The sequence below is a fragment of the Stenotrophomonas sp. 82F1 genome, from assembly GCF_056861525.1.
This window is the reverse complement of sequence record NZ_JBSPUD010000027.1, coordinates 1-25547: the sequence shown is the minus strand read 5'-3', so window position 1 is coordinate 25547 and position 25547 is coordinate 1. Positions and strand designations below refer to the sequence as shown.

Annotated in this window: 23 protein-coding genes; 9 read left to right on the top strand and 14 right to left on the bottom strand. The window is 66.4% G+C overall.

The window, feature by feature from the left end:
• Nucleotides 1-5: 5 nt before the first annotated feature.
• Nucleotides 6-389: a GtrA family protein gene (locus AC13GI_RS19585; protein ID WP_482997118.1), complete on the bottom strand. Its 384-nt coding sequence runs from the start codon at nt 387-389 to the stop codon at nt 6-8.
• 162 nt (nt 390-551) lie between these two features.
• On the opposite strand from AC13GI_RS19585, the gene glmU reads away from it, so the two are divergent.
• Together glmU and AC13GI_RS19575 are read left to right on the top strand one after the other, a co-directional pair.
• Nucleotides 552-1919 (top strand): bifunctional UDP-N-acetylglucosamine diphosphorylase/glucosamine-1-phosphate N-acetyltransferase GlmU, encoded by a 1368-nt coding sequence (gene glmU, locus AC13GI_RS19580; RefSeq protein WP_482997117.1) that lies wholly within the window; start codon nt 552-554, stop codon nt 1917-1919.
• The gene (locus tag AC13GI_RS19575; RefSeq protein ID WP_482997116.1) at nt 1888-2421 is read left to right on the top strand and encodes a GNAT family N-acetyltransferase; all 534 of its coding nucleotides are present in this window, start codon (nt 1888-1890) and stop codon (nt 2419-2421) included. Before glmU ends, AC13GI_RS19575 begins: the two co-directional genes overlap by 32 nt.
• A gap of 555 nt (nt 2422-2976) precedes the next feature.
• On the opposite strand, the gene AC13GI_RS19570 is transcribed toward AC13GI_RS19575, so the two are convergent.
• The 7 genes from AC13GI_RS19570 to AC13GI_RS19540 all read right to left on the bottom strand — a co-directional run bounded on the left by AC13GI_RS19570 (nt 2977) and on the right by AC13GI_RS19540 (nt 10794).
• A complete protein-coding gene (locus AC13GI_RS19570; RefSeq protein WP_482997115.1) occupies nt 2977-4338 on the bottom strand; it encodes a sensor histidine kinase in 1362 nt (453 codons plus the stop codon).
• Nucleotides 4335-5681, bottom strand: coding sequence for a sigma-54-dependent transcriptional regulator (locus tag AC13GI_RS19565; protein WP_482997114.1), 1347 nt, complete (start codon nt 5679-5681; stop codon nt 4335-4337). Before AC13GI_RS19565 ends, AC13GI_RS19570 begins: the two co-directional genes overlap by 4 nt.
• A gap of 136 nt (nt 5682-5817) precedes the next feature.
• Entirely contained in the window at nt 5818-6210 is a 393-nt protein-coding gene (locus AC13GI_RS19560; protein WP_482997113.1) for a PDZ domain-containing protein, read from the bottom strand.
• A gap of 1 nt (nt 6211) precedes the next feature.
• Nucleotides 6212-7426 carry an ABC transporter permease gene (locus AC13GI_RS19555; RefSeq protein ID WP_099820583.1) on the bottom strand — a complete coding sequence of 405 codons (1215 nt, stop codon included), beginning with the start codon at nt 7424-7426 and terminating at the stop codon, nt 6212-6214.
• A 21-nt stretch (nt 7427-7447) separates the two neighbouring features.
• Nucleotides 7448-8752: an ABC transporter permease gene (locus tag AC13GI_RS19550; protein WP_482997112.1), complete on the bottom strand. Its 1305-nt coding sequence runs from the start codon at nt 8750-8752 to the stop codon at nt 7448-7450.
• Between the two features lie 10 nt (nt 8753-8762).
• On the bottom strand, nt 8763-9485 hold the full coding sequence (locus AC13GI_RS19545) for an ABC transporter ATP-binding protein (protein WP_032976565.1): 723 nt from the start codon (nt 9483-9485) through the stop codon (nt 8763-8765).
• Nucleotides 9486-9516: 31 nt separating this feature from the next.
• Entirely contained in the window at nt 9517-10794 is a 1278-nt protein-coding gene (locus tag AC13GI_RS19540; RefSeq protein WP_482997111.1) for an efflux RND transporter periplasmic adaptor subunit, read from the bottom strand.
• Between the two features lie 216 nt (nt 10795-11010).
• Here AC13GI_RS19540 and glmS point away from each other — a divergent pair, with 216 nt between their 5' ends.
• A complete protein-coding gene (glmS, locus tag AC13GI_RS19535; RefSeq protein WP_482997110.1) occupies nt 11011-12849 on the top strand; it encodes a glutamine--fructose-6-phosphate transaminase (isomerizing) in 1839 nt (612 codons plus the stop codon).
• A gap of 446 nt (nt 12850-13295) precedes the next feature.
• A complete protein-coding gene (locus tag AC13GI_RS19530) occupies nt 13296-13727 on the top strand; it encodes a CBS domain-containing protein (RefSeq protein WP_049467102.1) in 432 nt (143 codons plus the stop codon).
• A 92-nt stretch (nt 13728-13819) separates the two neighbouring features.
• On the opposite strand, the gene AC13GI_RS19525 is transcribed toward AC13GI_RS19530, so the two are convergent.
• On the bottom strand, nt 13820-14248 hold the full coding sequence (locus AC13GI_RS19525) for a VOC family protein (RefSeq protein ID WP_482997109.1): 429 nt from the start codon (nt 14246-14248) through the stop codon (nt 13820-13822).
• Between the two features lie 125 nt (nt 14249-14373).
• A complete protein-coding gene (gloA, locus tag AC13GI_RS19520; protein ID WP_482997108.1) occupies nt 14374-14892 on the bottom strand; it encodes a lactoylglutathione lyase in 519 nt (172 codons plus the stop codon).
• Between the two features lie 126 nt (nt 14893-15018).
• Between gloA and AC13GI_RS19515 the strand changes: the two genes are divergently transcribed.
• Complete coding sequence (locus AC13GI_RS19515; protein WP_099820590.1) at nt 15019-16131, top strand: PLP-dependent cysteine synthase family protein; 1113 nt, start codon at nt 15019-15021, stop codon at nt 16129-16131.
• A gap of 97 nt (nt 16132-16228) precedes the next feature.
• On the opposite strand, the gene AC13GI_RS19510 is transcribed toward AC13GI_RS19515, so the two are convergent.
• Complete coding sequence (locus AC13GI_RS19510) at nt 16229-16633, bottom strand: hypothetical protein (protein WP_180165554.1); 405 nt, start codon at nt 16631-16633, stop codon at nt 16229-16231.
• Nucleotides 16634-16803: 170 nt separating this feature from the next.
• Between AC13GI_RS19510 and AC13GI_RS19505 the strand changes: the two genes are divergently transcribed.
• Entirely contained in the window at nt 16804-18834 is a 2031-nt protein-coding gene (locus AC13GI_RS19505) for a M3 family metallopeptidase (RefSeq protein ID WP_482997107.1), read from the top strand.
• A 134-nt stretch (nt 18835-18968) separates the two neighbouring features.
• Here AC13GI_RS19505 and AC13GI_RS19500 read toward each other — a convergent pair whose 3' ends face one another.
• Both AC13GI_RS19500 and AC13GI_RS19495 read right to left on the bottom strand, forming a co-directional pair.
• On the bottom strand, nt 18969-19772 hold the full coding sequence (locus AC13GI_RS19500; protein ID WP_482997106.1) for an SDR family oxidoreductase: 804 nt from the start codon (nt 19770-19772) through the stop codon (nt 18969-18971).
• Nucleotides 19769-20335 carry a DUF1415 domain-containing protein gene (locus AC13GI_RS19495; protein ID WP_099820594.1) on the bottom strand — a complete coding sequence of 189 codons (567 nt, stop codon included), beginning with the start codon at nt 20333-20335 and terminating at the stop codon, nt 19769-19771. The genes AC13GI_RS19500 and AC13GI_RS19495 overlap by 4 nt, the downstream gene beginning before the upstream one ends.
• A gap of 194 nt (nt 20336-20529) precedes the next feature.
• Between AC13GI_RS19495 and AC13GI_RS19490 the strand changes: the two genes are divergently transcribed.
• From AC13GI_RS19490 to AC13GI_RS19480, 3 genes are all read left to right on the top strand, one after another.
• Complete coding sequence (locus AC13GI_RS19490; protein WP_482997105.1) at nt 20530-21996, top strand: benzaldehyde dehydrogenase; 1467 nt, start codon at nt 20530-20532, stop codon at nt 21994-21996.
• Between the two features lie 17 nt (nt 21997-22013).
• Nucleotides 22014-23141: an NAD(P)-dependent alcohol dehydrogenase gene (locus AC13GI_RS19485; protein WP_482997104.1), complete on the top strand. Its 1128-nt coding sequence runs from the start codon at nt 22014-22016 to the stop codon at nt 23139-23141.
• 486 nt (nt 23142-23627) lie between these two features.
• Nucleotides 23628-24719 carry a helix-turn-helix domain-containing protein gene (locus tag AC13GI_RS19480; RefSeq protein WP_482997103.1) on the top strand — a complete coding sequence of 364 codons (1092 nt, stop codon included), beginning with the start codon at nt 23628-23630 and terminating at the stop codon, nt 24717-24719.
• A 38-nt stretch (nt 24720-24757) separates the two neighbouring features.
• Here AC13GI_RS19480 and AC13GI_RS19475 read toward each other — a convergent pair whose 3' ends face one another.
• The gene (locus AC13GI_RS19475; RefSeq protein ID WP_099820599.1) at nt 24758-25240 is read right to left on the bottom strand and encodes a YajQ family cyclic di-GMP-binding protein; all 483 of its coding nucleotides are present in this window, start codon (nt 25238-25240) and stop codon (nt 24758-24760) included.
• Nucleotides 25241-25547: the final 307 nt, after the last annotated feature.

The window sequence follows — 25547 nt, the reverse complement described above, 5'->3', positions numbered from 1 at the left end:
TCCGGTCAGCGGTACACCACGTGCCGCAGCAGCATGAACGACACCAGCGCCAGGCCGCCTTCCACCAGCGGCTTGGCGAGCCATGCGTACTGCAACCCCAACGCATGGTCGGCGGCGGCCACCAGCAGCGTGCTGGCCGCGGTTAGCAGCATCCACAGCAGGAGGAAGCGCGCGAAGCGCTTCCAGCCCAGGCGCTGTTGGCCCGCAGCAGCAAAGGTATAGCGGCCGTTGAGCCAGAAGCCGAGCAGCATGCCGGCCAGACGGCCGACGACGTTGGCCGGGGCGACAGGCAGCCCGAGTGCGGTACTGCCCACGAATACCAGCCAGTCCAGCAGCAGCTGCACCAGGCCGATGACGATGTACGAGCTACCCTGGCGGACGAGGGTCATCGCCGTGCCTTCCCGATCCCACCCAGCAGCAGCGGGCCCGTCCAGGGCAGCAGATCGAGGAATTGTTCCTTCAGGCAGCGCACGGTTCACGTCAGGTGGGGAAAGAGCTCGGCTATCCTATCAGTCAGTCCTCAGATTACCGCCGCTGCGCGGCCCCTCTCCATGACCCAACCCCTGCACGTAATCATCCTCGCCGCTGGCGCCGGTAAACGCATGAAATCGGTGCTGCCCAAGGTCCTGCAGCCGATTGCCGGGCAACCGATGCTGGCGCATGTGATCGCCACCGCGCGCGAACTGCAGCCGGCTGCCATCCATGTGGTGTACGGCCACGGCGGGGACCAGGTGCGCAGCTATTTTGCCGACCAGCCGGACCTGTTGTGGGCTGAACAAGCGCAGCAGCTGGGTACTGGCCACGCCGTGGCCCAGGCCATGCCGGAGGTGCCCGACGCCGCACAGGTGCTGGTGTTGTACGGCGATGTGCCGTTGATCCGTGCGCAGACCCTGCGCGAGCTGCTGGCCCAGCCGGGCCGGCTGGCCGTGCTGGTTGCCGATGTCGACGATCCCACCGGCTATGGTCGCGTGCTGCGCGATGCCGAAGGCAAGGTGGGGGCGATCGTCGAGCAGAAGGATGCCGATGACGAACAGCGCCGGGTGCGCATCATCAACACTGGCATCATCACTGCCGAGTCGACCGCGCTGCGCCGTTGGCTGTCACAGCTGTCCAACAGCAACGCGCAGGGCGAGTACTACCTGACCGATGTGTTCGCCTTCGCCGCCCGCGAGTTCACTCCGGCGGAGATGGCCCTGGTGGCCGATGCGCAGGACGCGGAAGGCGCGAATGATCCCTGGCAGCTCTCGCAGCTGGAACGGGCCTGGCAACGGCGCGCGGTGCGCGCGCTGTGCATCCAGGGCGCGCGCGTGCGGGATCCGGCGCGGGTGGATATCCGTGGTGAGGTGATCGTCGGCAGCGACGTGATGATCGATGTCGACGTGATCCTGGAAGGCAAGGTGGTGCTGGGCGATGGCGTGACCGTCGGCCCGTTCACCCGGCTGAAGGACGTCACCCTTGGCGCGGGCACCGAAGTGCGTGCGCACTGCGATGTCGAAGGCGTGATCAGCGAGGGTGCGGCACAGATCGGCCCGTTCGCGCGGCTGCGCCCGGGCACGGTGCTGGCCGATGGCGTGCACGTGGGCAACTTCGTGGAAACCAAGAAGGTCACCCTGGGCGTGGGCAGCAAGGCCAACCACCTGACCTACCTGGGCGATGCGGTGATCGGCAGCAAGGTCAACATCGGTGCGGGCACCATCACCTGCAACTACGACGGCGTGAACAAGTCGACCACCACCATCGGCGACAACGCCTTCATCGGCTCCAACAGTTCGCTGGTGGCGCCGGTGCTGATCGGTGAAGGGGCGACGATCGCTGCAGGTTCGGTCATCACCCGCACTGCGCCGGATGGCAAGCTGACCGTGGCCCGCGCACGCCAGGAAACGATCGATGGCTGGCAGCGTCCCATCAAGAAGCGCTGAGCCGAGGCCACCGCGCGTCGATGAGCTCGACGCGTTGCCCCGCATCGAACAGCGTGCGGGCGAACTGCTGCGCGGGCACGAGGCGTACCCGGTGTTCGCCGGTCATGGACTGGACCTTCCCGTGTTGCAGGCTGGACTGCAGCGTGGCCAGTTGTGGGTCATCGACGGCGCCGATGGCAGCATCGCCGGCTACCTGCTGGGCGACGCGCTCGACGGCGATTTCCATGTGCTGCAGATGGATGTGGATCCCAGCCACGCGCGGCGTGGCTGCGGGCGCGCGCTGCTGCGGCATGCGCTGGCCGAGGCCAAGGCGCTTGGCTACCCGGCGGCAGTGCTGACCACGTTGTCGGATGTGCCGTGGAATGCGCCTTTCTACGGCAGCGAAGGATTCAACGTGCTGCCGGAGGCGGAGTGGAGCGCGGGCCTGCGAGTGGTGATGGCCGAGGAAGCCGCGCTGGGATTTCCGATGCAGTTGCGGGTGGCGATGCGGCGGGTGCTTTAGTTTTTGCTTCTTCTGTTGATTGCTGATGGTTGCTCATCTTTCATGGGTGTCACTTTTCTTTGTACGCAAAGAAAAGTAACCAAAAGAAACGTTCCGCCGGCCGCGAGCCGATGCTGCGCATCGGTGCCCTGCGCTCCTCGGCGAATCAGGGGCCGGTGCCGAACTCGCTGCGCTCAGACATCGGCACCTCTTCGCCCCTGATTCCCCTGCGGTGCTCGGCTCGCTTCAAGGCGGACCCAAGTCAAACCCCACAGCTGCACCCAGTAGATCCACGCCATGCGTGGATGCTTTTGCTTTGCTTCTCGAGTCCGCCTTGAAGCGAGCCGAGCACCGCAGGGCCGGCGAGGGCGAAGAGGCGCGGGTGTCTGAGCGAAGCGAGTTCCCGCGCCGTCCCTCGACGGACCGAGGAGCGCAGGGTACCGGCGTGCGCAGCACGACGGCTCGCGGACCGGCGGCGCGTTTCTTTTGGTTACTTTTCTTTTCGCGCGAAAAGAAAAGTGACACCCATGAACAATGATCAACCTTCAGCAATCAACAGAAGAAGGAAGAACAAACCTACCCCACCGGCAACAGGATCGACACACACAGCCCCCCGTCGGTGCGGTTCTGCAGCGACACCCTGCCACCGTGCGCCTCGACGATCTCGCGGGTGAGTGCCAGCCCCAGGCCGGTGCCATTGCGCTTGGTCGAATAGAACGGCATCAGCGCATTCTGCAGCACCTGCTCGTTCATGCCCTTGCCCCGATCCAGCACATCCAGCCGCAACCACTGCGGCAGCCGGGTCAGCTGCACCTGCACGTCGTCGTTCGGCGGATCTGCTTCGGCGCAGGCCTCGTGCGCGTTCTTCAGCAGGTTGAGCAGGGCCTGGCCGAACTGGGCGATGTCGATCCGGCTGCTCAGCTCCTCGTCGGGTTCACGCTCCATGGTGAACGGAATCTGCTGGCACAGGCTGGACAGGAATGGCACCCACTGCACGGTCTGCAGTTGCGGCTGCGGCAGCTTGGCGAAACGCGCGTAGCCGCGGATGAAGCCTTCCAGGTGGCGTGCGCGGTCTTCGATGGTGGTGAAGATCTCCGGCAGCCGGTCAAAGCGCTCGCGCTTGACCAGTTCGCCACCGGAGTGCGCCAGCGATGCGATCGGCGCCAGCGAGTTGTTGAGTTCGTGGCTGATCACCCGGATCACCTTCTTCCAGGTCTGTACTTCCTGCCGGCGCAGTTCGGCAGTGAGCTGGCGCACCAGCAGCAGGTCATGCGGACGGCCGTTGAGCTGGAACGCGCGCCGCGACAGGTGATAGACCTGTTCGTCATCCTCGTCGCCTTCCACACCGTCTTCGTTTTCAGCTTTCACCGCGAACAGGCTGTCGCCGCCGCGGCCGATGGCATCGCGCAGCTCCACCGGCAGCTGCTCGAGCACGTCTTCCATGCGCTGGCCTTCCAGCTTCCAGCCGCCATGCAGCAGCTTGCGCGCCGCCAGGTTGGAGAACACCACGCGGGAAATACCATCGCCACCGGCCGCAATCAGCAGCATCGCCACCGGTGTGTTCTGCACCATGGTGTCCAGCAGCAGTTCGCGCTGCACCAGGCCCTGGCGTTGTGCGCGCAGCACTTCGCCCAGTTCGCGGTGTGCCTGCACCAGGTCACCCAGTTCGTCATTGCCGGGCCAGTAGATACCGAAGTTGTACTCACCGTCGCGGTAGCTGCTGGTGGTGCCGGACAGCGCCCGCATCAACGAGCGCACCGGTGCGGTGGCGCGGCGCAGCGTCCACCACATCAATGACAGCAGGATGATCGTGGAGACCGTGGTCACCACCCAGCCATGGTCCATCCAGTACGCCAGCAGCCACGGCAGCGCGGCAGCCAGCGCCAGCACCGGCAGCAGGCGCAGGAACAGGCGGAAGGTGAAGGAACGTCGTTTCATTCGCGCGGGATGCCGTGGCGGTCCATGCGCCGGTACAGCGCCTGCCGGCTCAGTCCAAGTTCGTTGGCCGCCTGGGCGATGACCCCGTGGTTGCGCGCCAGCACTTCTTCGATGCGTGCGCGGTCGGGATCATTGCCGGCGCTTGGCGTCGGGCGCGGTGCCGCAGGCGCACGTGGCAGGTTGAGATCGGCAACTTCGATGCGGTTGCCGGTGGCCAGCAGTTCGGCACGCTGGATCACGTTGCGCAGCTCACGCACGTTGCCCGGCCACAGGTGCCGCTGCAGCGCAGTGGCGGCCGTGCTGGACAGCGGCTTGCCGATGCTGAGGAAATGCTCGGCCAACGGCACGATGTCGCCGGGCCGGTCGGCCAGCGGCGGCAGCGCCAGTTCCACCGTGTTGAGCCGGTAGTAGAGGTCTTCGCGGAACGTACCCTCGCGGATCATTGCCGGCAGTTCGGCATTGGTCGCACTGACCACGCGCACCTTGACCTGGCGTTCGCGGTTGGAACCCAGGCGCTCGAAGCGTCCTGTCTCCAGCACGCGCAGCAGCTTCATCTGTCCGCCCAGCGACAGGTTGCCGATTTCATCCAGGAACAGCGTGCCGCCGTCGGCCGCCTCGAACTTGCCTTCGCGCGCCTTGTTGGCGCCGGTATAGGCACCGGCCTCGGCACCGAACAGTTCGGCCTCGATCAGTTCGGAGGGCAGCGCACCGCAGTTCACCGCAACGAACGGGCCCTTGGCCACCAGCGAGTTGGCCTGGATGATCTGCGCGATCTTCTCCTTGCCCGCGCCATTGGGGCCGGTGATCAGCACCGGCAGCTCCGAGCGCGCGACCTGGCAGGCCAGGGCGATCACCCGCTCGCTGGCGGGGTCGGCGAACACCGCGCCACACAACGCGTACTTGTCTTCCAGTGCATGGCGCTGGCGCTGTTCGCGCTGGCGTCGCTGGTCCAGTTCGCGCCGCGCTTCGGACAGTTCCAGCAGGTTGTTGACCGTGGTCAGCAGCTTGCGGTCATCCCAGGGTTTGGCCAGGTAGTCGGCGGCGCCGGCCTTGACCAGGTCCACCGCGCTGCTCAGGTGGGTCCAGGCCGTCAGCAGGATCACCGGCAGATCGGGGTGGCGTTCGCGGATCTGCGCGAACAGCGCCTCGCCTTCCTCGCCGGAGGTGGTGTCCTCGCTGAAGTTCATGTCCTGGATGACCAGGTCGACCGCCTGCGACTCCAGCAGCGCCAGCCCTTCGGCCGGGCTCTGCGCCAGCAGGGTGTCGATGTCGTGCAGGGAGAACAGCACGTCCAGCGCGGTTCCCACGCTGGCGTTGTCGTCGATGATCAGGATCGCAGGCATTCGGCGGCTTCTGGGAGGGCAGGGAAGCGCCGGAAAGCGTCGGCGCCGCGCACGGAAAAGGGTGGATGACGCCGGAGCTTTCGGCACCACCCACCAAGCATAGCCAAACCGATGGCGGCGCAGGAGCCGCCGGGCCTCAGCGCCGTGGCGGAGGCGGAGGCGGGGGAGCTGGCGGTGGTGGTGGCGGCGCCAGCGCGGGGCGCCACTGGGCCACGTTCACCGGCACGGTGAGCATCCGCCCATCGCGCCGCAGCAGCAGGTAGACGGTGGCCGTCGATGCCGCCTGCATGGCATCGGCGAGCTGCTCGATCTGCCGCACCGGCGAATCGTCCACGCGCAGGATGCGGTCGCCGCTGCGCACACCGAAGCGGGCTTCCGGGCTGGCCACATCCACCCGCACCACGCCCTCGGTCGAGCGCAGCGCCAGCCGCGCATCGTCCTGGCGCCACTCCAGCGTCTGCGCGCTGCTGCTGCCGGCGAGTACCGGCAGCGGCAGGGCCAACAACACCAGCAGCAGGCCGGCGCGCATCTCACGCCCCCCGCGTGGCGACGGCAGGCGGCACGGCAGCGGCACGGCGGGCCGGGCCGAACACCGCGATCTGGCCCAGCATCCACAGCAGTACCGCGCCCAGCGGCAGGTACAGCAGCGGCATGCGCGGCAGCTCGTACATGTTCATCAGCGCCAGGTTGATGGCGTAGGCCGCCAGCATGCCCAGCACGATGCCCAACGTAGCCAGCAGGAAGTTCTCGGTCTGGAAGTAGCGCAGGATCTGCCCACGGGTGGCGCCCAATGCGCGGCGGATGCCGATCTGCTTGCTGCGCTGCTGCACCCAGAAGCTGGCCAGGCCGACGATGCCCAGTGCGGTGACCACCAGCAGCGCGATGCACACGGTGACCAGCAGGCCGACCATGGAGCGGTCGTTCTTGAAGTAGTCGGCGCGCTGTTCCTGGTAGGTCAGCTTCTCGCGCACCAGACGGTTGGGGTCGTTATGCTCCAACGCGGCCAGCGCGCCCTTCAACACTTCATCGCGGCGTTCCGGTGAGGTCCGCAGCATGTACGGCCCGCGGGTGAAGTCGGTACGCACCGGCAGGATCATCGACAAGGTGCTGTTGTCGTTGTAATCGGTCGGAGTGGCCAGGTGGGCGACCACGCCGACCACATGCAGCGCCTGGTTGCCCATGTAGAACGTCTTGCCCAGCGCGCTCTGGTCCGGATACATCTTTGCAGCGACCTGCTGGTTGATGATCACCGGCGCGGCGCGGTCAGGCTTCGGGTTCTTCTGCGCTACCTCCAGGTCGATATACTCGCTCGGCAGGAAGTCTCGCCCGGCGACCAGTTGCAGGCCCAGCGTGGACAGAGCGTTCTCACCAACCATGTACTGCGACACGAAGGCCGTCGGGCGTTCCTGCTCCCGTTCGCGCGAGATGCTGGTGTTGCTCGAGTTGCGGCGGAACGGCAGCTGGTTGACCTTGGCCACGCTGGTCACGCCGGGGATCGCGCGCAGCGACGCCAGGTCTTCGTTGGTGCGGGCCATGGCGTTGGTCTGCTTGCCGATGCCGTTGACCCTGACCATCACCAGTTCGTTCTCGGCCAGCCCGCTGGGCTGGCTGATCTTTTCCACGCGCTGGGTGACCAGGAACAGGGCATTGCAGACGATGGCGCAGGTCAGGGCGATTTCCAGCACGATCAATGCGGCTGCGGTCTTGTGCCGGCGCAGGGTGCTGAGGATGGGGCGGATGTCCATGGGAAGTCCTCGTTCTCGTGCTTACTGCGACTTGAGCTGGATGGCCGGGGTGACCTGCATCGCGCGCCAGGCGGGCAGGAAGCCGGCAGCGATGCTGGCCAGCAGGGTCAGGCCGAGCGAGAGCAGCAGCATGCTGCCGTCCAGGTGGGCCAGCTTGGCGTAATCCACCGGCTGCTGGCGTACCGCGTACAGGCCCAGCAGCGCCAGGCCGATACCGAGCACGCCACCGACCACGCCCACCGCACCCGCTTCGACCAGGCACTGCAGGAAGATCTGCCCGCGGCTGGCACCCAGTGCGCGACGCACACCGATTTCACCGCTGCGGCGCAGGAACTTGGCCAGCAGCAGGCCAACGGTGTTGACCAGGCAGACACCGAGGAAACCCAGCGCCAGCCACATCTGCAGGCGCACGTCGCTGGGCACTGCGTTGTTGAAGGTCAGCCACTCCATCACGCTGCGCAGGCGCACGTTGGCAGGGCGTTCGAAACGGCCGGCAGCACGCTGCTGGTCCGAATAGTTGACCAGGTAGCGGCGATAGTCTTCGACCTTGGACGCGTCAAGCTCCACCCAGTACTGGATCCAGGTGCACGGTGCGTTGATCGAATTGCTGTCGTCGTCGGGCGCGCCGTCGCGGAAGCAGTTCATGTTGCCGTTGCTGCCAAGCTTGAGGTCCATCGCGGTGGACAGCGGCATCATCAGGTCCTCTTCGCGGCCGTAGTTGCCGACGGTCAGGTCGAAGAAGTGCGGTTCCGGATTCCAGGTGTCCATCACGCCGATCACCCGCAGCGAATGGCCATCGGCACGGATCTCACGGCCGACACTGTCGGCACCCTGGAACAGCTTGTCGTTGATCACCTTGGACAGCACCACCACGCGTGCGCGACCGTCATCGTCGCTGGCTGTCCAGGCACGGCCATACAGCATCGGCACGTTGAACATCGGGAAGAAGTCGGCCGAGGTCCAGCGCGTGTCGATGTTGAACGGCTTCAACGTGCTGCCTTCCGGTTCGACGGTCACATCGCCGGCACTCATCATCGCCTGGCGTTCGCCACGTTTTTCGCGCAGCAGCGTCTCGGCATCGAAACGGGTCATCTGGGTTTCCGGCTCTTCGCCTGTCAGGTAACCCGAGCGCGGGCGCGGATCGACCTGCACGTAGAACAGGCGGTCGCTCTTGTCCGGGATCGGGTCGCCAGACAGCACGTGGAACACGGTCAGGGTGGTCATCGAAGCACCGATGCCCAGCGCGATGGCCACCACCATCAGTGCGGTCAGTACCTTGTTGCGGCGGAAGCTGCGCACCGCCAGTCGGGCGTAGTAGGCGAACATGGTCGTGCCCTCACTCGTTGACGGCGACGATGCGACGTGGGGTGGCCAGCACCGGCTCGCGTACCAGGTCGGTGACCTGGCCGTCGACGATATGCACGTTGCGCTGCGCGCGCGCGGCCAGTTCCGGGTCGTGGGTGACCATCACGATGGTGGTGCCGGCGGCGTTGATCTCCTCCAGCAGTTCCATCACCCCGCGCGCCATCTGCGTGTCCAGGTTGCCGGTCGGTTCGTCGGCCAGCAGCAGGCGCGGGCTGCCGGCCAGGGCACGGGCAATCGCCGCGCGCTGCTGCTGGCCGCCGGAGAGTTCGTTCGGGTAGTGCTTCATGCGCGAGCCCAGGCCGACCTGGCTCAGTGCCTTCTCGATGCGCTCGCGGCGCTCGCCGGCGCTCATCTTGCGGTAGCGCAGCGGCACGTCCACGTTGTCGAACAGGTTGAGGTCCGGAATCAGGTTGAAGCCCTGGAAGATGAAGCCGATCTTCTGGTTGCGCAGGCGGCTGCGGGCATCATCGCCGAGCTTGCTGACGTCCTGGCCGTCCAGCATGTAGGTGCCGCTGGTGAAGGTTTCCAGCAGGCCGGCGATGTTGAGGAAGGTGGTCTTGCCGGAGCCGGACGGACCGGTGACGGCGACGAACTCGCCTTCCTTGACCTGCAATTCCAGTGAACGCAGCGCGTGGGTTTCCACCTGTTCGGTGCGGAAGACCTTGGCGACCGAACGCATTTCGAGCATGTACATGGGGTGTCCTCTCTCCAGGATGTATGAGTTGTCAGTTGACGGAGACGCGTTCGGCGTCCTTGAACAGGTCGCTGCCCGAGACCACGATGCGGTCCCCCGGCTGCACACCCGACTTGATTTCCACTTCGCCCAGGCTGCTGACGCCCAGTTCGATCGGACGCCGCACCGCGGTGCGGCCATCCATCACGTACGCCACGCCATTGCCCTGTTCCACGAACGGGCCGCGTTCTACCTTCATGACATTCCTGCGGGTATCCAGCAGCACCCGCACCGACATCCGCTGGCTCTGGCGCAGGCCTTCAGGCTGGGCGGCGGCAAAGCGGACCCGGGCGTTGACCTCGCCATTGACCACTTCCGGCGACACTGCGCTGATCTCGCCCGGGAACGGCTGGCCGTTGCCGCCGGTCAGCTGCGCCGGCATGCCGATCGCCAGGTCGCGCGCGAAGCTTTCCGGCACCTTGATCTCGACCTCGAACTTGGACAGGTCGACCACGCCCAGCACCGGCGCGTTGGCGGCCAGGTTGGTGGACTGAACAGCCTGCACCTGGCCGACCTGGCCATCGAACGGTGCGCGCAGGGTCAGTGCGTCGACCTGGCGCCGCACTTCGGCCACCACGGCCTTCTGGCGGTCGGCCAGCAAGCGCTTGTTGCGTGCGTCCAGATCCGCGCCCTGGCTCTGCAGGCGCGCATCGGTGGTGGCATTGGCCAGGCTGATGTCGGCCTTCTTCAGGGTGTCCTGGGCCTTGGCCAGATCGATCTGCGGCACCGCACCGCCATCGAAGCCGCGCTGGTAGCGCTGCAGGTCGCGGTCGGCGGCCTGCCGCTCGATGTTGGCCTGGTCGGTTTCCTTGCGTGACTTGGCCCGGGCCAGGGTGGCATCGAGGGTGGCGCGGCTGGCCTCGGCTTCCAGACCCGCCAGGGTGGCCTCCTCCTGGGCAAGCTTGCTGCGCAGCTCGGGGCTGTCGATGATCGCCAGCTCCTGGCCCTTCTTGACCACGTCGCCGGCCACTACCTTCAGGTCCACCGTGCCGGCGGAGATCGCATACAACACCGGGCTGTTGGCGGCGATCACGCGGCCGTCGGCGGCGATGTCGCGCACCAGGTCGCCGCGCTGCACTTCGGCCACGCGCACCCGGCTGCTGTCGAACGAGCGGCTGGCGTTGGACCAGGCATGCACGGCCCAGCCGATGCCGGCGAGCAGGGCGATGCCGGCCAGGGCCGGCCAGCGGTAGCGGTGCCATGCGGCCTTGGGAGCACTGGCCGAAGCGGAGGAAACGATCTGGTCCTGGGCGGAGGTGTCGCGGATCATCGGGTTCGTGCCTGTCGGTGGTGCCAGAGTGGTGCCCTACACAAAGCACACAGCGTGCCAACTTTATTTCCTTTTCCATCAATGATTTGCAGGGACGGCACTACTGTCCGGGTGTCCGCGGACACCTTTCCGGACACTTTCATTAAGCGGACAGGAGGGGGGGCTGGCGGACACGCAGGCTAGAATGCGGGGACCGTCTTCAAGGAATTGCGTGACATGTGTGGAATCGTAGGTGCGATCGCCCAACGTGATGTAGTGCCGGTCCTGATCGAAGGACTGAAGCGACTGGAATACCGTGGTTACGATTCCTCCGGTATCGCCGTGATCGACCATGCCGAGCGCGCTGACGTGCGCCGCGTGCGCCGCACCGGACGTGTCTCTGAAATGGCCACCGCTGCCGAGGCCGAAGGCTTTACTGCCAGCCTGGGCATCGGCCACACCCGCTGGGCTACCCACGGTGGCGTCACCGAGGCGAACGCGCATCCGCACATCAGCCATGGCGTGGCGCTGGTGCACAACGGCATCATCGAGAACCATGAAGAGCAGCGCGAGAAGCTGCGCGCGCTGGGCTATACCTTCGAGTCGCAGACCGACACCGAAGTGATCGCGCACCTGATCCACCATCACCTGAAGAACGGTGATGACCTGCTGGTCGCGCTGCAGCACACGGTCAAGGAACTGACCGGTGCCTATGCACTGGCTGTTGTCAGCCGTGCCGAGCCGGAACGTTTCGTCTGCGCCCGCATGGGCTGCCCGCTGCTGGTCGGTCTGGGCGAGGGCGAGAACTTCGTGGCGTCCGACGTATCGGCCGTGCTGTCGGCCACGCGCAAGGTGATCTTCCTGGAAGAGGGCGATACCGCCGAGATCCGCCGTGATGGTGTGCGCATCTTCGACGGCAACGATCAGCCGATCGAGCGCGATGTACATCTCTCCGATGTCTCGCTGGCCTCGCTGGAGCTGGGCCCGTACCGCCACTTCATGCAGAAGGAAATCCACGAGCAGCCGCGTGCACTGGGCGATACCATCGAAGCGGCGATCGACGCCGGTGGCTTCCCGGCCGAGCTGTTTGGCAAGAATGCCGAAGCGGTGCTGTCGGGTATCGAGGGCGTGCAGATCCTGGCCTGCGGTACCAGTTACTACTCGGGCCTGACCGCGCGCTACTGGATCGAGGCCATCGCCGGCCTGCCGTGTAGCGTGGAGATCGCCAGCGAGTACCGCTATCGCGCCGCGTATGCCAATCCCAAGCACCTGATCGTGACCATCTCCCAGTCCGGCGAAACGCTGGATACGATGGAAGCGCTGAAGTACGCCAAGTCGCTGGGCCACAAGCACACGCTGTCGATCTGCAATGTGCCGGAAAGCGCGATTCCGCGCGCCAGCGAACTGGTCTGCTACACCCGCGCCGGCGCCGAGATCGGCGTGGCCTCGACCAAGGCCTTCACCACCCAGCTGGCCGCGCTGTTCCAGCTGACCGTGGTGCTGGGCAAGCTGCATGGTCGCGTCGATGCGGCGCAGGAAGCAGACTACCTGGAGCAGCTGCGTTTCCTGCCGGGCAGTGTGCAGCATGCGTTGAACATGGAGCCGCAGATCGCCGCGTGGGCCGAGCGCTTCGCGCGCAAGAGCAGTGCGCTGTTCCTGGGCCGTGGCCTGCACTATCCGATCGCCCTGGAAGGCGCGCTCAAGCTGAAGGAAATCTCGTACATCCACGCCGAGGCCTACCCGGCCGGTGAGCTGAAGCATGGGCCGCTGGCGCTGGTGGACGAGGACATGCCGGTGGTGGTGATCGCGCCCAACGACAGCCTGCTGGAGAAGGTCAAATCCAACATGCAGGAAGTGCGTGCGCGTGGCGGGGAACTGTTCGTGTTCGCTGACCAGGACAGCAACTTCAACGAGTCCGAGGGCGTGCACGTGATCCGCACGCCGCGCCATGCCGGTGTACTCAGCCCGGTGGTGCACACCATCCCGGTGCAGTTGCTGGCGTACCACACCGCGCTGGCGCGCGGCACCGACGTGGACAAGCCGCGCAACCTGGCCAAGAGCGTGACGGTGGAGTAACACCCGGATCCATTGGATGCTGCATGCGAAAGGGGCCCACGTGGCCCCTTTCGTTTACGACGGTGGCGGTGACAAGTGGGACAGCTGCCGGGTTTTCTGTCCGCGGTCGGCAGCAAGTAATCAATCTTTAATGCACGACACCGCCTGTATTCAGCGCCGGTTTCAGCCCGGGTGCGATTCTCGGAAGCGTCGAAGGTTCCTACGACGTACTGTCCCATCGATGCCGCTAGTGACCGATGGACGCAGTCGTAGAATCGAGTTGACCGAGGTCCGGGTTGAGCCGTTGAACCCGCCTCGTTCGCGTTGCAGCACCTAGCCCGTCTGCTGGCGAAATGCCAGATCCGGCAAAGTGCGCCAGACGTGCGCTGAAGGGTCTGTTCCCGGGGAGGGGGCGAATCGGCAGAGCACACTTTTTTGACTTCAGTGACCTGCACCAGGAAACAAGAATGAACGTCCGCGAGCTCCTGCAATCCAAGAAAGAAGCTGTCATCACCATCGACACGGAAGACACGATCGGTGCCGCCGCGCACAAGATGAGCGCGAATAAAATCGCCGCACTGGTAGTGATGAAGGATGATGCCCCGGTCGGCATCATTTCCGAGAAGGACATCGTCCGCAGCCTGGCCGACGATGGTCCGCAGGCTGGCCGACGGGTGATTTCCAGCCTGCCGTCCACCGGTCTGGAAGGCATCGCGCCGGACGCCACGTTGAAGCAGGCCATGTCGCTGATGACCTACTCGCGTCGTCGCCATCTGATGGTCACCGATGGCAACCAGCTGGTCGGCATCCTCAGCCTGGGTGACATCGTGAAGAACCTGCTGGGCGAGCTGGAGCTGGAAAAGGCCGTGCTGCAGGACATCTACATGGCGGCCCACTGAGGCCTGCGCAGTGCGATGAGATGAAGCCGGGCATTGCCCGGCTTCGTCGTTGGTAGCGTCGGGCCATGCCCGGCGAGCGCGTAGCGCAGGAATCAGAAGCTGACCTTCACCGAATCGGCGCTGTAGTTCGCCGGGCCGTGATAGACCACCTCGATGTTGTTGCCATCTGGATCCAGCACGAAGGCGCCGTAGTAGCCGGGATGGTAATGGCGCTCGCCGGGCGCGCCGTTGTCCTTGCCACCCGCCGCCAGCGCAGCGCTGTGGAAGGCATCGACGGTGGCGGTGTCGCGGGCCTGGAAGGCCAGGTGGTGGCGGCCGGTCAACTGGCCGGCAGCGGCCTCGCTGTTGGCACTGGAAATGAACAGTTCGTCGGCCCAGAAGTAGTCATCGCCTTCTCCGGCCACCGGGATGCCGATCGTGTCGAACACCGCCTGGTAGAAGCGGCGGCTGGCGGCCAGATCACGTACGACCAGCTGGATGTGGTCGATCAATCGCCCGCGGTGCAGTTCCATCGTTTCCATACGAACCTCGCAAAAAAGGGGGACGGAGTCGGTAGCGCCGGGCCGTGCCCGGCGAGCGCGCAGCGCGGCCTGCTCAAGGCCGCCGGGCATGGCCCGGCGCTACCGGAATTGTGCCCCTTTCTGGGTCAGGCGTTGGAGATGATCTCGACCCAGTAGCCGTCCGGGTCCTTGATGAAGGCGAGGTTCTTCATGCGGCCGTCGGTCAGGCGCTTCTGGAAGGTCACGCCCAGGTTCTCGAAGCGCTGGCAGGCGGCCTCGATGTCCGGCACCGACACGCAGATGTGGCCGAAGCCGCGCGGGTCGCTGTTGCCGTCGTGGTAGACCGGGCCGTCCTGGTTCTCGGTGCCATGGTTGTGGGTCAGTTCCAGCACGCCCGGCAGCCCGGCCATCCACAGGCGGCGGCTGTCGTCATCTTCCGGCACGGTGGTGCCAGCCGGGACGTAGGCCAGGAAGTACAGGCTGAACTGGGCTTCGGCGAAGTCGCGCTTGTCGATCAGCTGGTAGCCCAGCACGCGGGTGTAGAAGTCCAGCGAGGCGGTGGCGTCCTTGACCCGCAGCATGGTGTGGTTGAAGACGAAACCGGTGGTTTCGGCCGGGGCCTGGGCGGCGACGCCGGGGACATCGCGCAGGGCGGGAATGGTCATGGGGGAGGTCCTTCAGACAGGGCCGTTGCCGGCCGGATGGGTGCCATTCTACGGGGCGGCAGCTGACGGCACCGCGACGTACAATGGCCGGATCGCACCGTTCCGTCCTGATGACCATTGCCCGCCATGTCGCAGCGTGAATGGGTGGCCGCCGCCATCCGCAAGATCGAAGCCGATTTCAACCGTTCCGCCGATACCCACTTGATCCCGCTGGCCTTGCCCGGGTTCGAGGGCATCGAGGTGTACCTGAAGGATGAATCGAGCCATCCCACCGGCAGCCTCAAGCATCGGCTGGCGCGCTCGCTGTTCCTGTATGCGCTGGCCAACGGCTGGCTGCGCGAAGGGCGGCCGGTGATCGAAGCGTCCAGCGGCTCCACCGCCGTGTCCGAGGCCTACTTCGCGCGACTGCTCGGCCTGCCGTTCATCGCGGTGATGCCGGCCACGACGTCGCCGGAAAAGATCGCGGCGATTGAGTTCCACGGCGGCCGCTGCCACCTGGTCGAGCGCGCCTGCGACCTCAACTGCGATTCGGAAAAGCTGGCCCGCGAAACCGGCGGCCACTTCATGGACCAGTTCACCTACGCCGAGCGCGCCACCGACTGGCGGGCCAACAACAACATCGCCGAATCCATCTTCAAGCAGATGGCCGAGGAGCCCAGCCCGATTCCGGACTGGATCGTGTGCAGCCCCGGCACCGGCGGTACGGCCGCAACGCTCGGCCGCTACGTCAGCTATCGCCGGCACGACACCCGCATCCTGTGTGCGGACCCGGAAGTGTCGGTGTTCTTCGACGGCTACCAGGCTGCCCTGGCCGGCGGCAATGAGTGGCGCGGCATGACCTGCAGCGGCGGCTCGAGGGTGGAAGGCATCGGCCGGCCGCGGGTGGAGTCGAGCTTCATTCCGACCAGTGTCGACGCCATGGTGAAGGTGCCAGATGCCCTGAGCCTGGCCGCGATGCGCCACGTCAGCCGCCAGCTGGGGCGCCGCGTCGGTGGCTCCACCGGCACCAATTTCATCGGCGTGCTGCAGGCCGCGCAGTGGATGCGCGAGGCGGGTCGCAAGGGCAGCATCGTCAGCATCCTGTGCGACAGCGGCGATCGCTATGCGCACAGCTATTACGACCCGGCCTGGTATGTGCGGCAGGGCATCGATGTGGACGCGGCCGACGTACAGGTAGCAGCGGCGGCGGCCGGGCAGGGCCTGCCTGGATTGCCGTGGTGCAGCCTGGAAGCGCTGTAAGCCCGTCAGGCATCCGCCGGGCATGGCCCGGCGCTACCAGGACAGGTCGTTAGCGCGGGGCCATGCCCGGCGAGCGCAGCGGCGCATTGGATCGCGCTCAATACCCCGCGGCCATGAAGGCATCCAGTACCGCATCGCGCAGGGCATCGGGCAGGGCCTCGATCTCCACGGCGCGGTCGTCAAGGTGCAGGCGCGGGTCCAGGCTGCTGGCCCGGCCCTGGGCCAGGGCCTGCAGCCACAGCAGCACGCAGATGACGAACTCGCGCTCGTGGCCCAGCCGCACCTGGCTGGCACCGCGTTCGATCACCTCGAACGGATACCATTCCTGCTCGTCGCTGAACCTGCCGCCCTGGTGCTGCAGCGCCTGCAGCTGCTGCAGGTGGCGCGGCGCATCGTCGCCCGCATCGCACAGCGCGGCGATCCAGGCCAGTTCGGTGGGGCTGGCCGACAGCGCCAGCGATGGTGAGCGTACTGCGGATGGAGCTGGAGCCAGACCTTCCATGTGGGGCCTCCTCGACACGTTCCGCTGCGGTCTCCCCCGTGCTGCAAGCTTCAGCCGACGGCCGTAAGGCCGACGTGAACAATGGCCCGCCGCCCCTTGTCTGCCAGCCCGGCAAGCGCCATATCGACTTGGCTGCCCGCGCTGCCGGGCCCGTACTCTGGAGACCTGCCGTGACCGTTGCCAACCCCCTGCTCGATTTTTCCGGCCTGCCGCGCTTCGAGGCGATCCGCCCCGAGCATGTGGCGCCGGCGCTGGACGTGCTGCTGGCGCAGGCCGAGGCGGCGGTCAGCGCTGCCGAGCAGGTGCAGCCGGTCAGCTGGCAGGCCTTCGTTACCCCGCTGGACGATGCCACCGAACGCCTGTGGCGCGCCTGGGGCCTGGTCGGCCACCTGCAGGGCGTGGTCAATACCCCCGAGCTGCGCGAGGCGTACAACAGCAACCTGCCGCGGGTGACCCGCTTCGCCAGTGCGCTGGGCCAGAACCTGGCGTTGTACCGCCAGTACCAGGCCCTGGCGGCCAGCACCGAGGCGGCCGGTTTCGACGAGGCGCGCCGCAAGGTACTGGAAAACACCCTGCGTGATTTCCGCCTGGGCGGTGCCGAACTGGATGCGGACGCGCAGCAGCGTTTCGCGGCGATCAAGGAAGAGCTCTCGGCGCTGTCGGCGAAGTTCTCGCAGAACGTGCTCGATGCCACCGATGCGTGGTCGCTGATCGTCGAAGACCCGGCGCGCCTGGCTGGCGTGCCGGACGACGTGAAGGCTGCTGCACGCGCCGCTGCGGAGAAGGACGGCAAGACGGGCTGGAAGTTGACCCTGCAGATGCCGTGCTACCTGCCGGTGCAGACCTGGGGCGAGGATCGCGACCTGCGCGAGATCCTGTACCGCGCCAGCGCGCAGCGCGCGTCCGAGTTCGGCGACGATGCGCTGGACAACGGCGGCAACATCGATCGCATCCTTGCACTGCGTGCCGAGTTGGCCGCGTTGCTGGGCTTTGATTCCTACGCCGACTATTCGGTAGCCACCAAGATGGCCAAGGACCCCGCCGAAGTGCTGGGCTTCCTGCGTGATCTGGCTGCGCGCGCCAAGCCGTTCGCGGCCAAGGACCGTGCCGAGCTGGAGCAGTTTGCCCGCGAGCATCTCGGTATCGACAGCCTGCAGGCCTGGGATCTGGCGTTCGCCGCCGACCGCCTGAAGCAGGCGCGTTACAGCTACTCCGAGCAGGAAGTGAAGCAGTACTTCACCGAACCCAAGGTGCTGGGCGGCCTGTTCTCGGTGATCGAACAGCTGTACGGCCTGCGCGTGCAGGAAGACAGCGCGCCGGTCTGGCACGAGGACGTACGTTTCTTCCGGCTGGTGGATGCGCAGGACAAGCTGGTGGGCCAGTTCTACCTGGACCTCTACGCGCGCGAAGGCAAGCGCGGTGGTGCGTGGATGGACGATTGCCGCAACCGCCGCGAGCGCGCCGATGGCAGCGTGCAGACGCCGCTGGTGTACCTGGTGTGCAACTTCGGCCGTGGCGCCGACGGCAAGCCGGCGACCTTCAGCCACAACGAAGTGACCACGCTGTTCCATGAAATGGGCCATGGCCTGCATCAGCTGTTGACCCGCATCGGCGAACTGGGCGTGGCCGGCATCAACGGCGTGGAGTGGGATGCGGTGGAGCTGCCGAGCCAGTTCATGGAGAACTTCTGCTGGGAATGGGAGCACCTGCAGGGCATGACCGCGCATGTGGACAGTGGTGAGCCGCTGCCGCGCGCGCTGTACGAGCGCATGCTGGCCGCACGCAATTTCCACAGCGGTATGGCGACCGTACGCCAGCTCGAATTCGGCCTGTTCGACATGCTGCTGCACAGCCAGTTCGAAGCCGCGCAGGACAGCGTGCTGGCACTGCTTGAGCGCGTGCGTGCGGAAGTGGCGGTGAACCATCCGCCGAGCTGGAATCGCTTCCCGCATCAGTTCAGCCACATCTTCGCCGGTGGCTACGCCGCCGGTTACTACAGCTACAAGTGGGCCGAAGTGCTGAGCGCCGATGCGTACGCCGCGTTCGAGGAAGCGCCGCAGGCGCTGGCCGCAACCGGCGCGCGTTTCCGCGACGAGGTGCTGTCGCGTGGCGGCAGTCGTCCGGCCGCCGAGAACTTCAAGGCGTTCCGCGGCCGTGCGCCGCAGATCGATGCGCTGCTGCGGCATTCCGGTATGGCGTAAGCACGCTACCGCCATCCACGCATGGCGTGGATCTACTGGAAATCGATGCGTGATGCCCTGGTAGGTGCCAACCTTGGTTGGCACGGGATCCATGCCAACCAAGGTGGGCATCTACCGGGCGTCGTGGCCCGGGATCACTCGGCGTAGATCATCTTCCGGGTCATGCCGCCGTCGACGATGAAATCCTGGCCGGTGCTGAATCCGGACAACGAGGACAGCAGGTACACCGCCAGCGCGCCGATATCCTGCGGTTGCCCGACCCGACCCACCGGATGCTGGGCATGGTCGCTGGCCGAATACTGCGGCTCGTGCCGGCGCGATGGTGCCTGCCAGGCGTCGGTGCTGATCCACCCGGGGCTGATGCTGTTCACCCGCACCGCCGGTCCGGCACTGATCGCCAGCGCATGGGTGAAGGCCACCAGGCCACCCTTGGCCGCTGCATAGGCCTCGCTGTGCGCTTCGGATTGCCAGGCACGCGTCGAGGCGATGTTGATGATCGCGCCTGCACTACTGGCCGACAGCGCCGGCAGTGCATGCTTGCTGCACAGGAACGCACCATGCAGCGACGAAAGACGGCGCTGCCATTCTTCCCAGTCCATGTCCTGCAGCAGGGTGCCGTGCGGCCCGGCGATGCCGGCATTGTTGACCAGGCCGTCGATGCGGCCGAAGCGTTGCAGGGCCACCGCGATGAAGTCGCGCACGCTGCTTTCGTCGGTGATGTCCAGCCGCTGGAACGCGGCATCATCGCCGCGCTGCCATTCGGCGAGGCAGGCCTGGCCCACCTCCACATCCAGATCGCCGATCAGCACCCGGCCGCCGGCCCCGAGCACCGCCTGGGCGATGCCGCGGCCGATGCCATTGGCACCGCCGGTGACCAGCACGACCCTGCCGTGCAGCGGCGCAACCGGCCAGGTGGCAATCGGCGGTACCGTGCTCATGACAGGTCTTCACCGCGCAGGCGGCGATGCCAGCCCTCAACACCGATCCGGTCCAGGGTCTGGATGTTGCGCTCGACGATCACATCAGGGTCCGGGTAGACATCCACCGCGCGTGCCACGCTGTCTTCGCGCAGCAGGTGCAGGGTGGGGAAGGGCGCGCGGTTGGTGTAGTTGCTGGCGTCATCGGCGGCGACGCCATCGAACTGGTAGTCCGGGTGGAAGCTGGCCACCTGCAGGATGCCCTGCAGGTCCAGCGCCTCGATCGCCGCATCGGCGTTGTCGAGGAAGTCGTTGTAGTCGAGGAAGTCGGTCAGCACCTGCGGGTGCACGATCAGGGTGGTATCGATCTGCTCGGCCGGCGTGTCGCGCAGCAGCACCAGTTCTTCGGCCAGTTCTTCCACCAGGGCTTCCGGTGTGGTCGCGTCGCTCAGCACGATGCGGACCTGGTCCTTCACGTACACCGCCTTGGCGAACGGGCACAGGTTCAGGCCGATGACGATGCGCTCCAGCCACAGGCGGGTGGCGGCGATCGGGTCATCGGTGGGCAGTGGGGTGTCGGTCATGGCGGGCGCATCGGCTGGCGGGGTGGTCATTGTAGGCGCGCTGGTACGGGGGCGTTGTTCACTGTGCAGGAACTGGACAACGGCGATGCTGGAAATTCCCATCGATTCAATCCCTTGCCGATATCACGCCAATGGCCGATTGCCGACGCTGCGGGCCAGGCGTGCAATGGCGGCACGACACAGGAGGACTTCACATGACTGCATCTTCCCCATGGCTGCCGGACGCACTCTGGTCAGGCGCCTTCTTCGACGGCCAATGGAGCGCTGCCGCGCAGCGCCAGCCGGTGATCGAGCCCGCCACCGGGCAGTCGCTTGGTGAGATCGGCCTGGCCGACGCGGCGCAGGTCGCGCGCTCTGCAGCCGCTGCGGCGCAGGCACAACAGGCATGGGCGGCGGCGCCGTACGAACAGCGCGCCGAGGTGCTGCGCAGGGCTGCGCGCCTGGCCGAAGACAACATCGATACGCTGGTCGACTGGCTGGTCCGCGAAAGCGGCTCCACGCGCCTGAAGGCCGGGTTCGAGGCCAAAGTGACCATCAAGGCGCTGCATGAGGCCGCTGCACTGCCCTCGCGCAGCGTGGGTGAGATCCTGCCGTCCGAGCCCGGGCGACTGAACCTGGCGCGGCGCCGTCCGCTGGGTGTGGTGGGGGTGATCTCACCGTTCAATTTCCCGCTGTACCTGGCGATGCGCGCGGTGGCCCCGGCCATCGCTCTCGGCAATGCCGTGGTGCTCAAGCCCGACCCGCGCACGGCGGTGTGCGGTGGTGCGGTGATCGCGCGCCTGTTCGAGCAGGCCGGTCTTCCGCAGGGTGTGCTGCACATGTTGCCCGGCGACGGTGCCGCCGGTGCCGCGCTGACCAGTGATCCGCATGTGGCGATGATCCAGTTCACCGGCTCGACGGCGGCGGGACGCAAGGTCGGCGAAGCCGCCGGCAAGCACCTGAAAAAAGTGTCGCTGGAGCTGGGCGGCAAGAACGCGTTGATCATCCTCGACGATGCCGATCTCGATCTGGCCGTGGCCAATACCGCGTGGGGCGTGTACCTGCACCAGGGCCAGATCTGCATGGCGACCGGCCGCGTGCTGGTGCACCGGAAGATCCACGACGCGTTCCTGCAGAAGCTGGTGGCCAAGGCGAAGTCGCTGAAGGTGGGCGACCCGGCACGCGAGGACGTCGCGCTGGGGCCATTGATCAATGCCGCGCAGCGCGACCATGCGGTGCGCGTGGTCGACGACGCGGTGAAGGCGGGTGCGTCCCTTGAAACCGGCGGCACCCATCAGGATCTGTTCTTCGCACCGACCGTGCTCGGCAACGTCAGCGCCGACAATCCGGCGTTCAACGAAGAGATCTTCGCGCCGGTGGCGGTGGTGGTGCCGTTCGATGACGACGACGAAGCCGTGCGCCTGGCCAATGACAGCGAGTTCGGCCTGTCGATGGCGATCGTCTCCCGCAATGTCGGCCGCGCGCTGAAGCTGGGCGAGCGCCTGCGTACCGGGCTGCTGCACATCAACGACCAGACCGTGAACGACGAGGTCATCAATCCCTTCGGCGGGGTCGGCGCGTCCGGCAACGGCACCAGCATCGGCGGCCCGGCCAACGTGGAGGAATTCACCCAGTGGCAATGGATGACGGTCAAGGGCGAAGCCCCGGCCTATCCCATCTGATCGAGGAGAACGCAACGATGAGCAGCAACAGTGGATCGCGTGACATCACCGCCGCCGTGGTGCGCGGCAAGGAACAGCCCTTCGTCATCGAGCAGGCGCGCCTGCGCGGCCCGCAGGACGACGAAGTGCTGGTGAAGATCGTGGCGACCGGCCTGTGCCACACCGACCTGATCGTGCGTGACCAGTACTATCCAGTGCCGCTGCCGGCGGTGCTGGGCCATGAGGGCGCAGGCATCGTCGAGGCGGTCGGCCCCAACGTGCGTGAACTGAAGGCCGGCGACCACGTCGTGCTGACCTACGGTCAATGCGGCCACTGCAATCCCTGCCGGGGTGGACATGGTGCGTACTGCCGCGATTTCTTCGCGCTGAACTTCGGTGGCGACGACGGCCACGGCCATACCGCCATCACCGATGCACAGGGCCAGCCGCTGCACGATCACTTCTTCGCACAGTCGTCGTTTGCCACGTTTGCGTTGGCGCGCGAGATCAACGCGATCAAGGTGCCTGAGGATGCGCCGCTGGAGCTGCTCGGCCCACTGGGCTGCGGCATCCAGACCGGTGCCGGTGCGGTGCTCAACTCGCTGCAGGTGCGATCGGGCAGCAGCTTCGCCAGCTATGGCGCCGGTGCGGTCGGCCTGAGCGCGGTGATGGCGGCCAAGGTCGCCGGTGCCACCACCATCATCGCCATCGACGTGGTGCCCTCGCGGTTGCAGCTGGCCATGGAGCTGGGTGCCACCCACGTGGTCAACAGCCGCGAGACCGACGTGATCGAGGCCGTCCGTGCGATCACCGGTGGCGGTGCCGATTTCGCGCTGGAATCCACCGGTCGTCCGGAAGTGCTGTCGGCCGGCATCGAAGCCTTGGCCGGGCTGGGCATGATGGGCGTGGTCGGTGCGCCGAAGCTGGGCACGACCGCCAGCTTCGATGTGAACAACCTGCTGCTGGGTGGTCGCAGCATCCGCGGCATCGTCGAGGGCGACAGCGTGCCGCAGGTGTTCATTCCGCAGTTGGTGACACTGTATCAGCAGGGGCGCTTCCCGTTCGACCGGCTGGTGAAGTTCTATCCGCTGGAGCAGATCAACCAGGCGGCCGAGGACAGTACGCGGGGCATCACGCTGAAGCCGATCCTGCGGATCGCGGCGTGAGGTGAGGGTGGGGAGGGTTTGCAGGGCTGCGCCCTGCACCCGCCGAATCACCGGCAACGGAAAATGCGGGCATTCCGTGGGTTGGCGGGGTGGGTCCGGTTGCGGGGGGCGCCGTAAATACGTCCCTGTAGGCTTGGCCGCGGCATCCATGCCGCGGACACCCCCGCAACCGGACCCACCCCGCCTTCGACAGGTTCCCGCTGCTGTTGGTAGGTGTCGACCTTGGTCGACACATGAATGCCTGACGGAGACGGAAACGCACTTTCTCGGCATGGCGCGTCGTGGAAGTAGATCCACGCCATGCGTGGATGAATGCCGGACGGAAACGGAAACGTACTTCCGCGTCATGGTGCGGCACTGGGGTGGCCGCTTTTTGCTCCCAGTAGATCCACGCCATGCGTGGATGAATGCCGGACGAAAACGGAAACGCTCCGTTGTTGGGATGTAACGCGGGCGTGGCGTGTGTGGGTGTACGCTGCGTGCATGATGGCCACGACAGTCGGGCAACAGCAATTGGTGGCGGCGCGTGCCGCGTTTGCCGAGGGCGACGTGCAGTCGCTGGCGATGCTGCCCTTGCCGTTGCAGCAGTCCTGGCAACGCTCGCATGCGGCCGGTGTGCGCCCCGGGCAGGAGCCGTATTACCCGCCGTTGCAGGGCAACGGCCTTCGCTTGGAGTCCCGCGACGACCGCCGCCTGGCGCGTTGCGTGCAGCCCGAGCTGGAGCAGTTGTGGTCCGCGTTCGGTGCGCGGGGATGGACGATGTTCTGCGCCAACCGTGAGGGCATGGTGATCGTGCATCGCGCCCATGGCCTGGAAGATGCGCCGCTGCTGCGGCCGATCCAGGTGGGCCGGCGGCTGGGCGAGGCCGAGATCGGCACCACCGCGCCTGCGGTCAGCCTGGCCGACGACCTGCCCGCCCTGGTACGCGGCAACGAACACTATCTGCAGCGGTTCGCCCCCGTGTTCTGCCTGAGTGAGCCGCTGCATGACCTGCAGGGGCAGGTCTGCGGTGCGATCGACATCACCGGGTTGGGGGAACGCGATCCGGCATTGCTGCAGGGTTATTTCCGGCAGGCAGCGCTGGCCATCGAGAACCGCTTGATGCACACGCTCAGCGATGTGCATCTGCTGGCGGTGCAGCATGATCCGCGCTGGCTGGCGTCACCGCTGCAGGGCCTGCTGGCGGTGCAGGAAGATGGCCAGTTGCTTGCCGCCAACCGCGTCGCCCGGCGTCTGCTTGGCCTGCCACGGCGCGGGCCGCTGCCGTTGCTCTCGCTGGAAACGGTGTTTGCCGGCGCCAGCACCGCACAGCGACGCCGACTGCTGCAGCCTGGTCCTGCGCATCGGGTGCGGTTGGGCGAAGGCAGCGCGGTCCATCTGCAGCATCTGCAGGCACCGCGCGCCGCACGGACGCGCTCGCCGGCCATGGCCGCGGCGCCCGTGCAGGCGACGCCACTGCGTGACCAGCAGCGCGATGCAGCGCGACGCGCCGCACGTGCCGCGGACGGCAACCTCAGCCTCGCTGCACGCCAGCTCGGAATCTCGCGGACAACGCTGTACAGACTGCTGCGCGAGTGAGGCCGGCAACCGGGGCCGGCGCTACACCCAGGCGTCGATCAATCGCGGAAGTTGTTGAACTGCAGCGGCAGTTCGAACTTGCCGGCCTTCAGCACGGCGATGGCGTCCTGCAGGTCGTCGCGCTTCTTGCCCATCACCCGCAGCTTGTCGCCGTTGATCTGGGTTTCCACCTTCAGCTTGGCTTCCTTCAGCGCCGCAGCGATCTTCTTGGCGATCTTCTGCTCGATGCCCTGCTTGACGGTGATCTTCTGCCGGGCCTGCGCCAGGTTGGTTTCCACGTCGCCATATTCCAGGCTGAGCACGTCGATGCTGCGGGCGGCCAGGCGTGCGCGCAGGATGTCGTTCATCTGCTTGAGCTGGAACTCGCTCGGCGCGGACTGGGTGATCACTTCACCGTCGCGCTCGAACCTGGCGTCCACGCCCTTGAAGTCGAAGCGGGTGGCAAGCTCGCGGTTGGCCTGGTCGAGCGCATTGGTCAGTTCGTGGGTGTCGACTTCGGACACAACGTCGAAGGAAGGCATGGGCGTTACTCCGCAGAAATCAGTGGCGCTCATTCTATCGCGTGGGCCTGGGTGCCCGCTTTCTGTAGCCGGGCCCATGCCGTTGCTGTCGCTTTTCTGTAGAGCCGAGCCCATGCTCGGCTGCGTTGTGAAGAGCAGCCGAGCACGGGCTCGGCTCTACAGGACCGCCAGCCGAGCATGGGCTTGTATGTTCCTCCCGGCTCCTACGAGGTATGTAGGAGCCAGGGTGGAGGGACCGTCAACATGATATCTGCGGGTAGCAGCCGACAGACGAGCCGAGCGATCCCCATCCCGCACCTTAACGTCG

Coding starts and splice junctions, on each gene's coding strand:
- AC13GI_RS19515 (WP_099820590.1), top strand. CDS start 15,019: ATGTCGCAGCGTGAATGGGTGGCCGCCGCCATCCGCAAGATCGAAGCC.
- gloA (WP_482997108.1), bottom strand. CDS start 14,892: ATGACCATTCCCGCCCTGCGCGATGTCCCCGGCGTCGCCGCCCAGGCC.
- AC13GI_RS19475 (WP_099820599.1), bottom strand. CDS start 25,240: ATGCCTTCCTTCGACGTTGTGTCCGAAGTCGACACCCACGAACTGACC.
- AC13GI_RS19495 (WP_099820594.1), bottom strand. CDS start 20,335: ATGACCGACACCCCACTGCCCACCGATGACCCGATCGCCGCCACCCGC.
- AC13GI_RS19575 (WP_482997116.1), top strand. CDS start 1,888: ATGGCTGGCAGCGTCCCATCAAGAAGCGCTGAGCCGAGGCCACCGCGC.
- AC13GI_RS19555 (WP_099820583.1), bottom strand. CDS start 7,426: ATGGACATCCGCCCCATCCTCAGCACCCTGCGCCGGCACAAGACCGCA.
- AC13GI_RS19560 (WP_482997113.1), bottom strand. CDS start 6,210: ATGCGCGCCGGCCTGCTGCTGGTGTTGTTGGCCCTGCCGCTGCCGGTA.
- glmU (WP_482997117.1), top strand. CDS start 552: ATGACCCAACCCCTGCACGTAATCATCCTCGCCGCTGGCGCCGGTAAA.
- AC13GI_RS19530 (WP_049467102.1), top strand. CDS start 13,296: ATGAACGTCCGCGAGCTCCTGCAATCCAAGAAAGAAGCTGTCATCACC.
- glmS (WP_482997110.1), top strand. CDS start 11,011: ATGTGTGGAATCGTAGGTGCGATCGCCCAACGTGATGTAGTGCCGGTC.
- AC13GI_RS19565 (WP_482997114.1), bottom strand. CDS start 5,681: ATGCCTGCGATCCTGATCATCGACGACAACGCCAGCGTGGGAACCGCG.
- AC13GI_RS19545 (WP_032976565.1), bottom strand. CDS start 9,485: ATGTACATGCTCGAAATGCGTTCGGTCGCCAAGGTCTTCCGCACCGAA.
- AC13GI_RS19570 (WP_482997115.1), bottom strand. CDS start 4,338: ATGAAACGACGTTCCTTCACCTTCCGCCTGTTCCTGCGCCTGCTGCCG.
- AC13GI_RS19485 (WP_482997104.1), top strand. CDS start 22,014: ATGAGCAGCAACAGTGGATCGCGTGACATCACCGCCGCCGTGGTGCGC.
- AC13GI_RS19490 (WP_482997105.1), top strand. CDS start 20,530: ATGACTGCATCTTCCCCATGGCTGCCGGACGCACTCTGGTCAGGCGCC.
- AC13GI_RS19585 (WP_482997118.1), bottom strand. CDS start 389: ATGACCCTCGTCCGCCAGGGTAGCTCGTACATCGTCATCGGCCTGGTG.
- AC13GI_RS19550 (WP_482997112.1), bottom strand. CDS start 8,752: ATGTTCGCCTACTACGCCCGACTGGCGGTGCGCAGCTTCCGCCGCAAC.
- AC13GI_RS19480 (WP_482997103.1), top strand. CDS start 23,628: ATGGCCACGACAGTCGGGCAACAGCAATTGGTGGCGGCGCGTGCCGCG.
- AC13GI_RS19525 (WP_482997109.1), bottom strand. CDS start 14,248: ATGGAAACGATGGAACTGCACCGCGGGCGATTGATCGACCACATCCAG.
- AC13GI_RS19540 (WP_482997111.1), bottom strand. CDS start 10,794: ATGATCCGCGACACCTCCGCCCAGGACCAGATCGTTTCCTCCGCTTCG.
- AC13GI_RS19500 (WP_482997106.1), bottom strand. CDS start 19,772: ATGAGCACGGTACCGCCGATTGCCACCTGGCCGGTTGCGCCGCTGCAC.
- AC13GI_RS19510 (WP_180165554.1), bottom strand. CDS start 16,633: ATGGAAGGTCTGGCTCCAGCTCCATCCGCAGTACGCTCACCATCGCTG.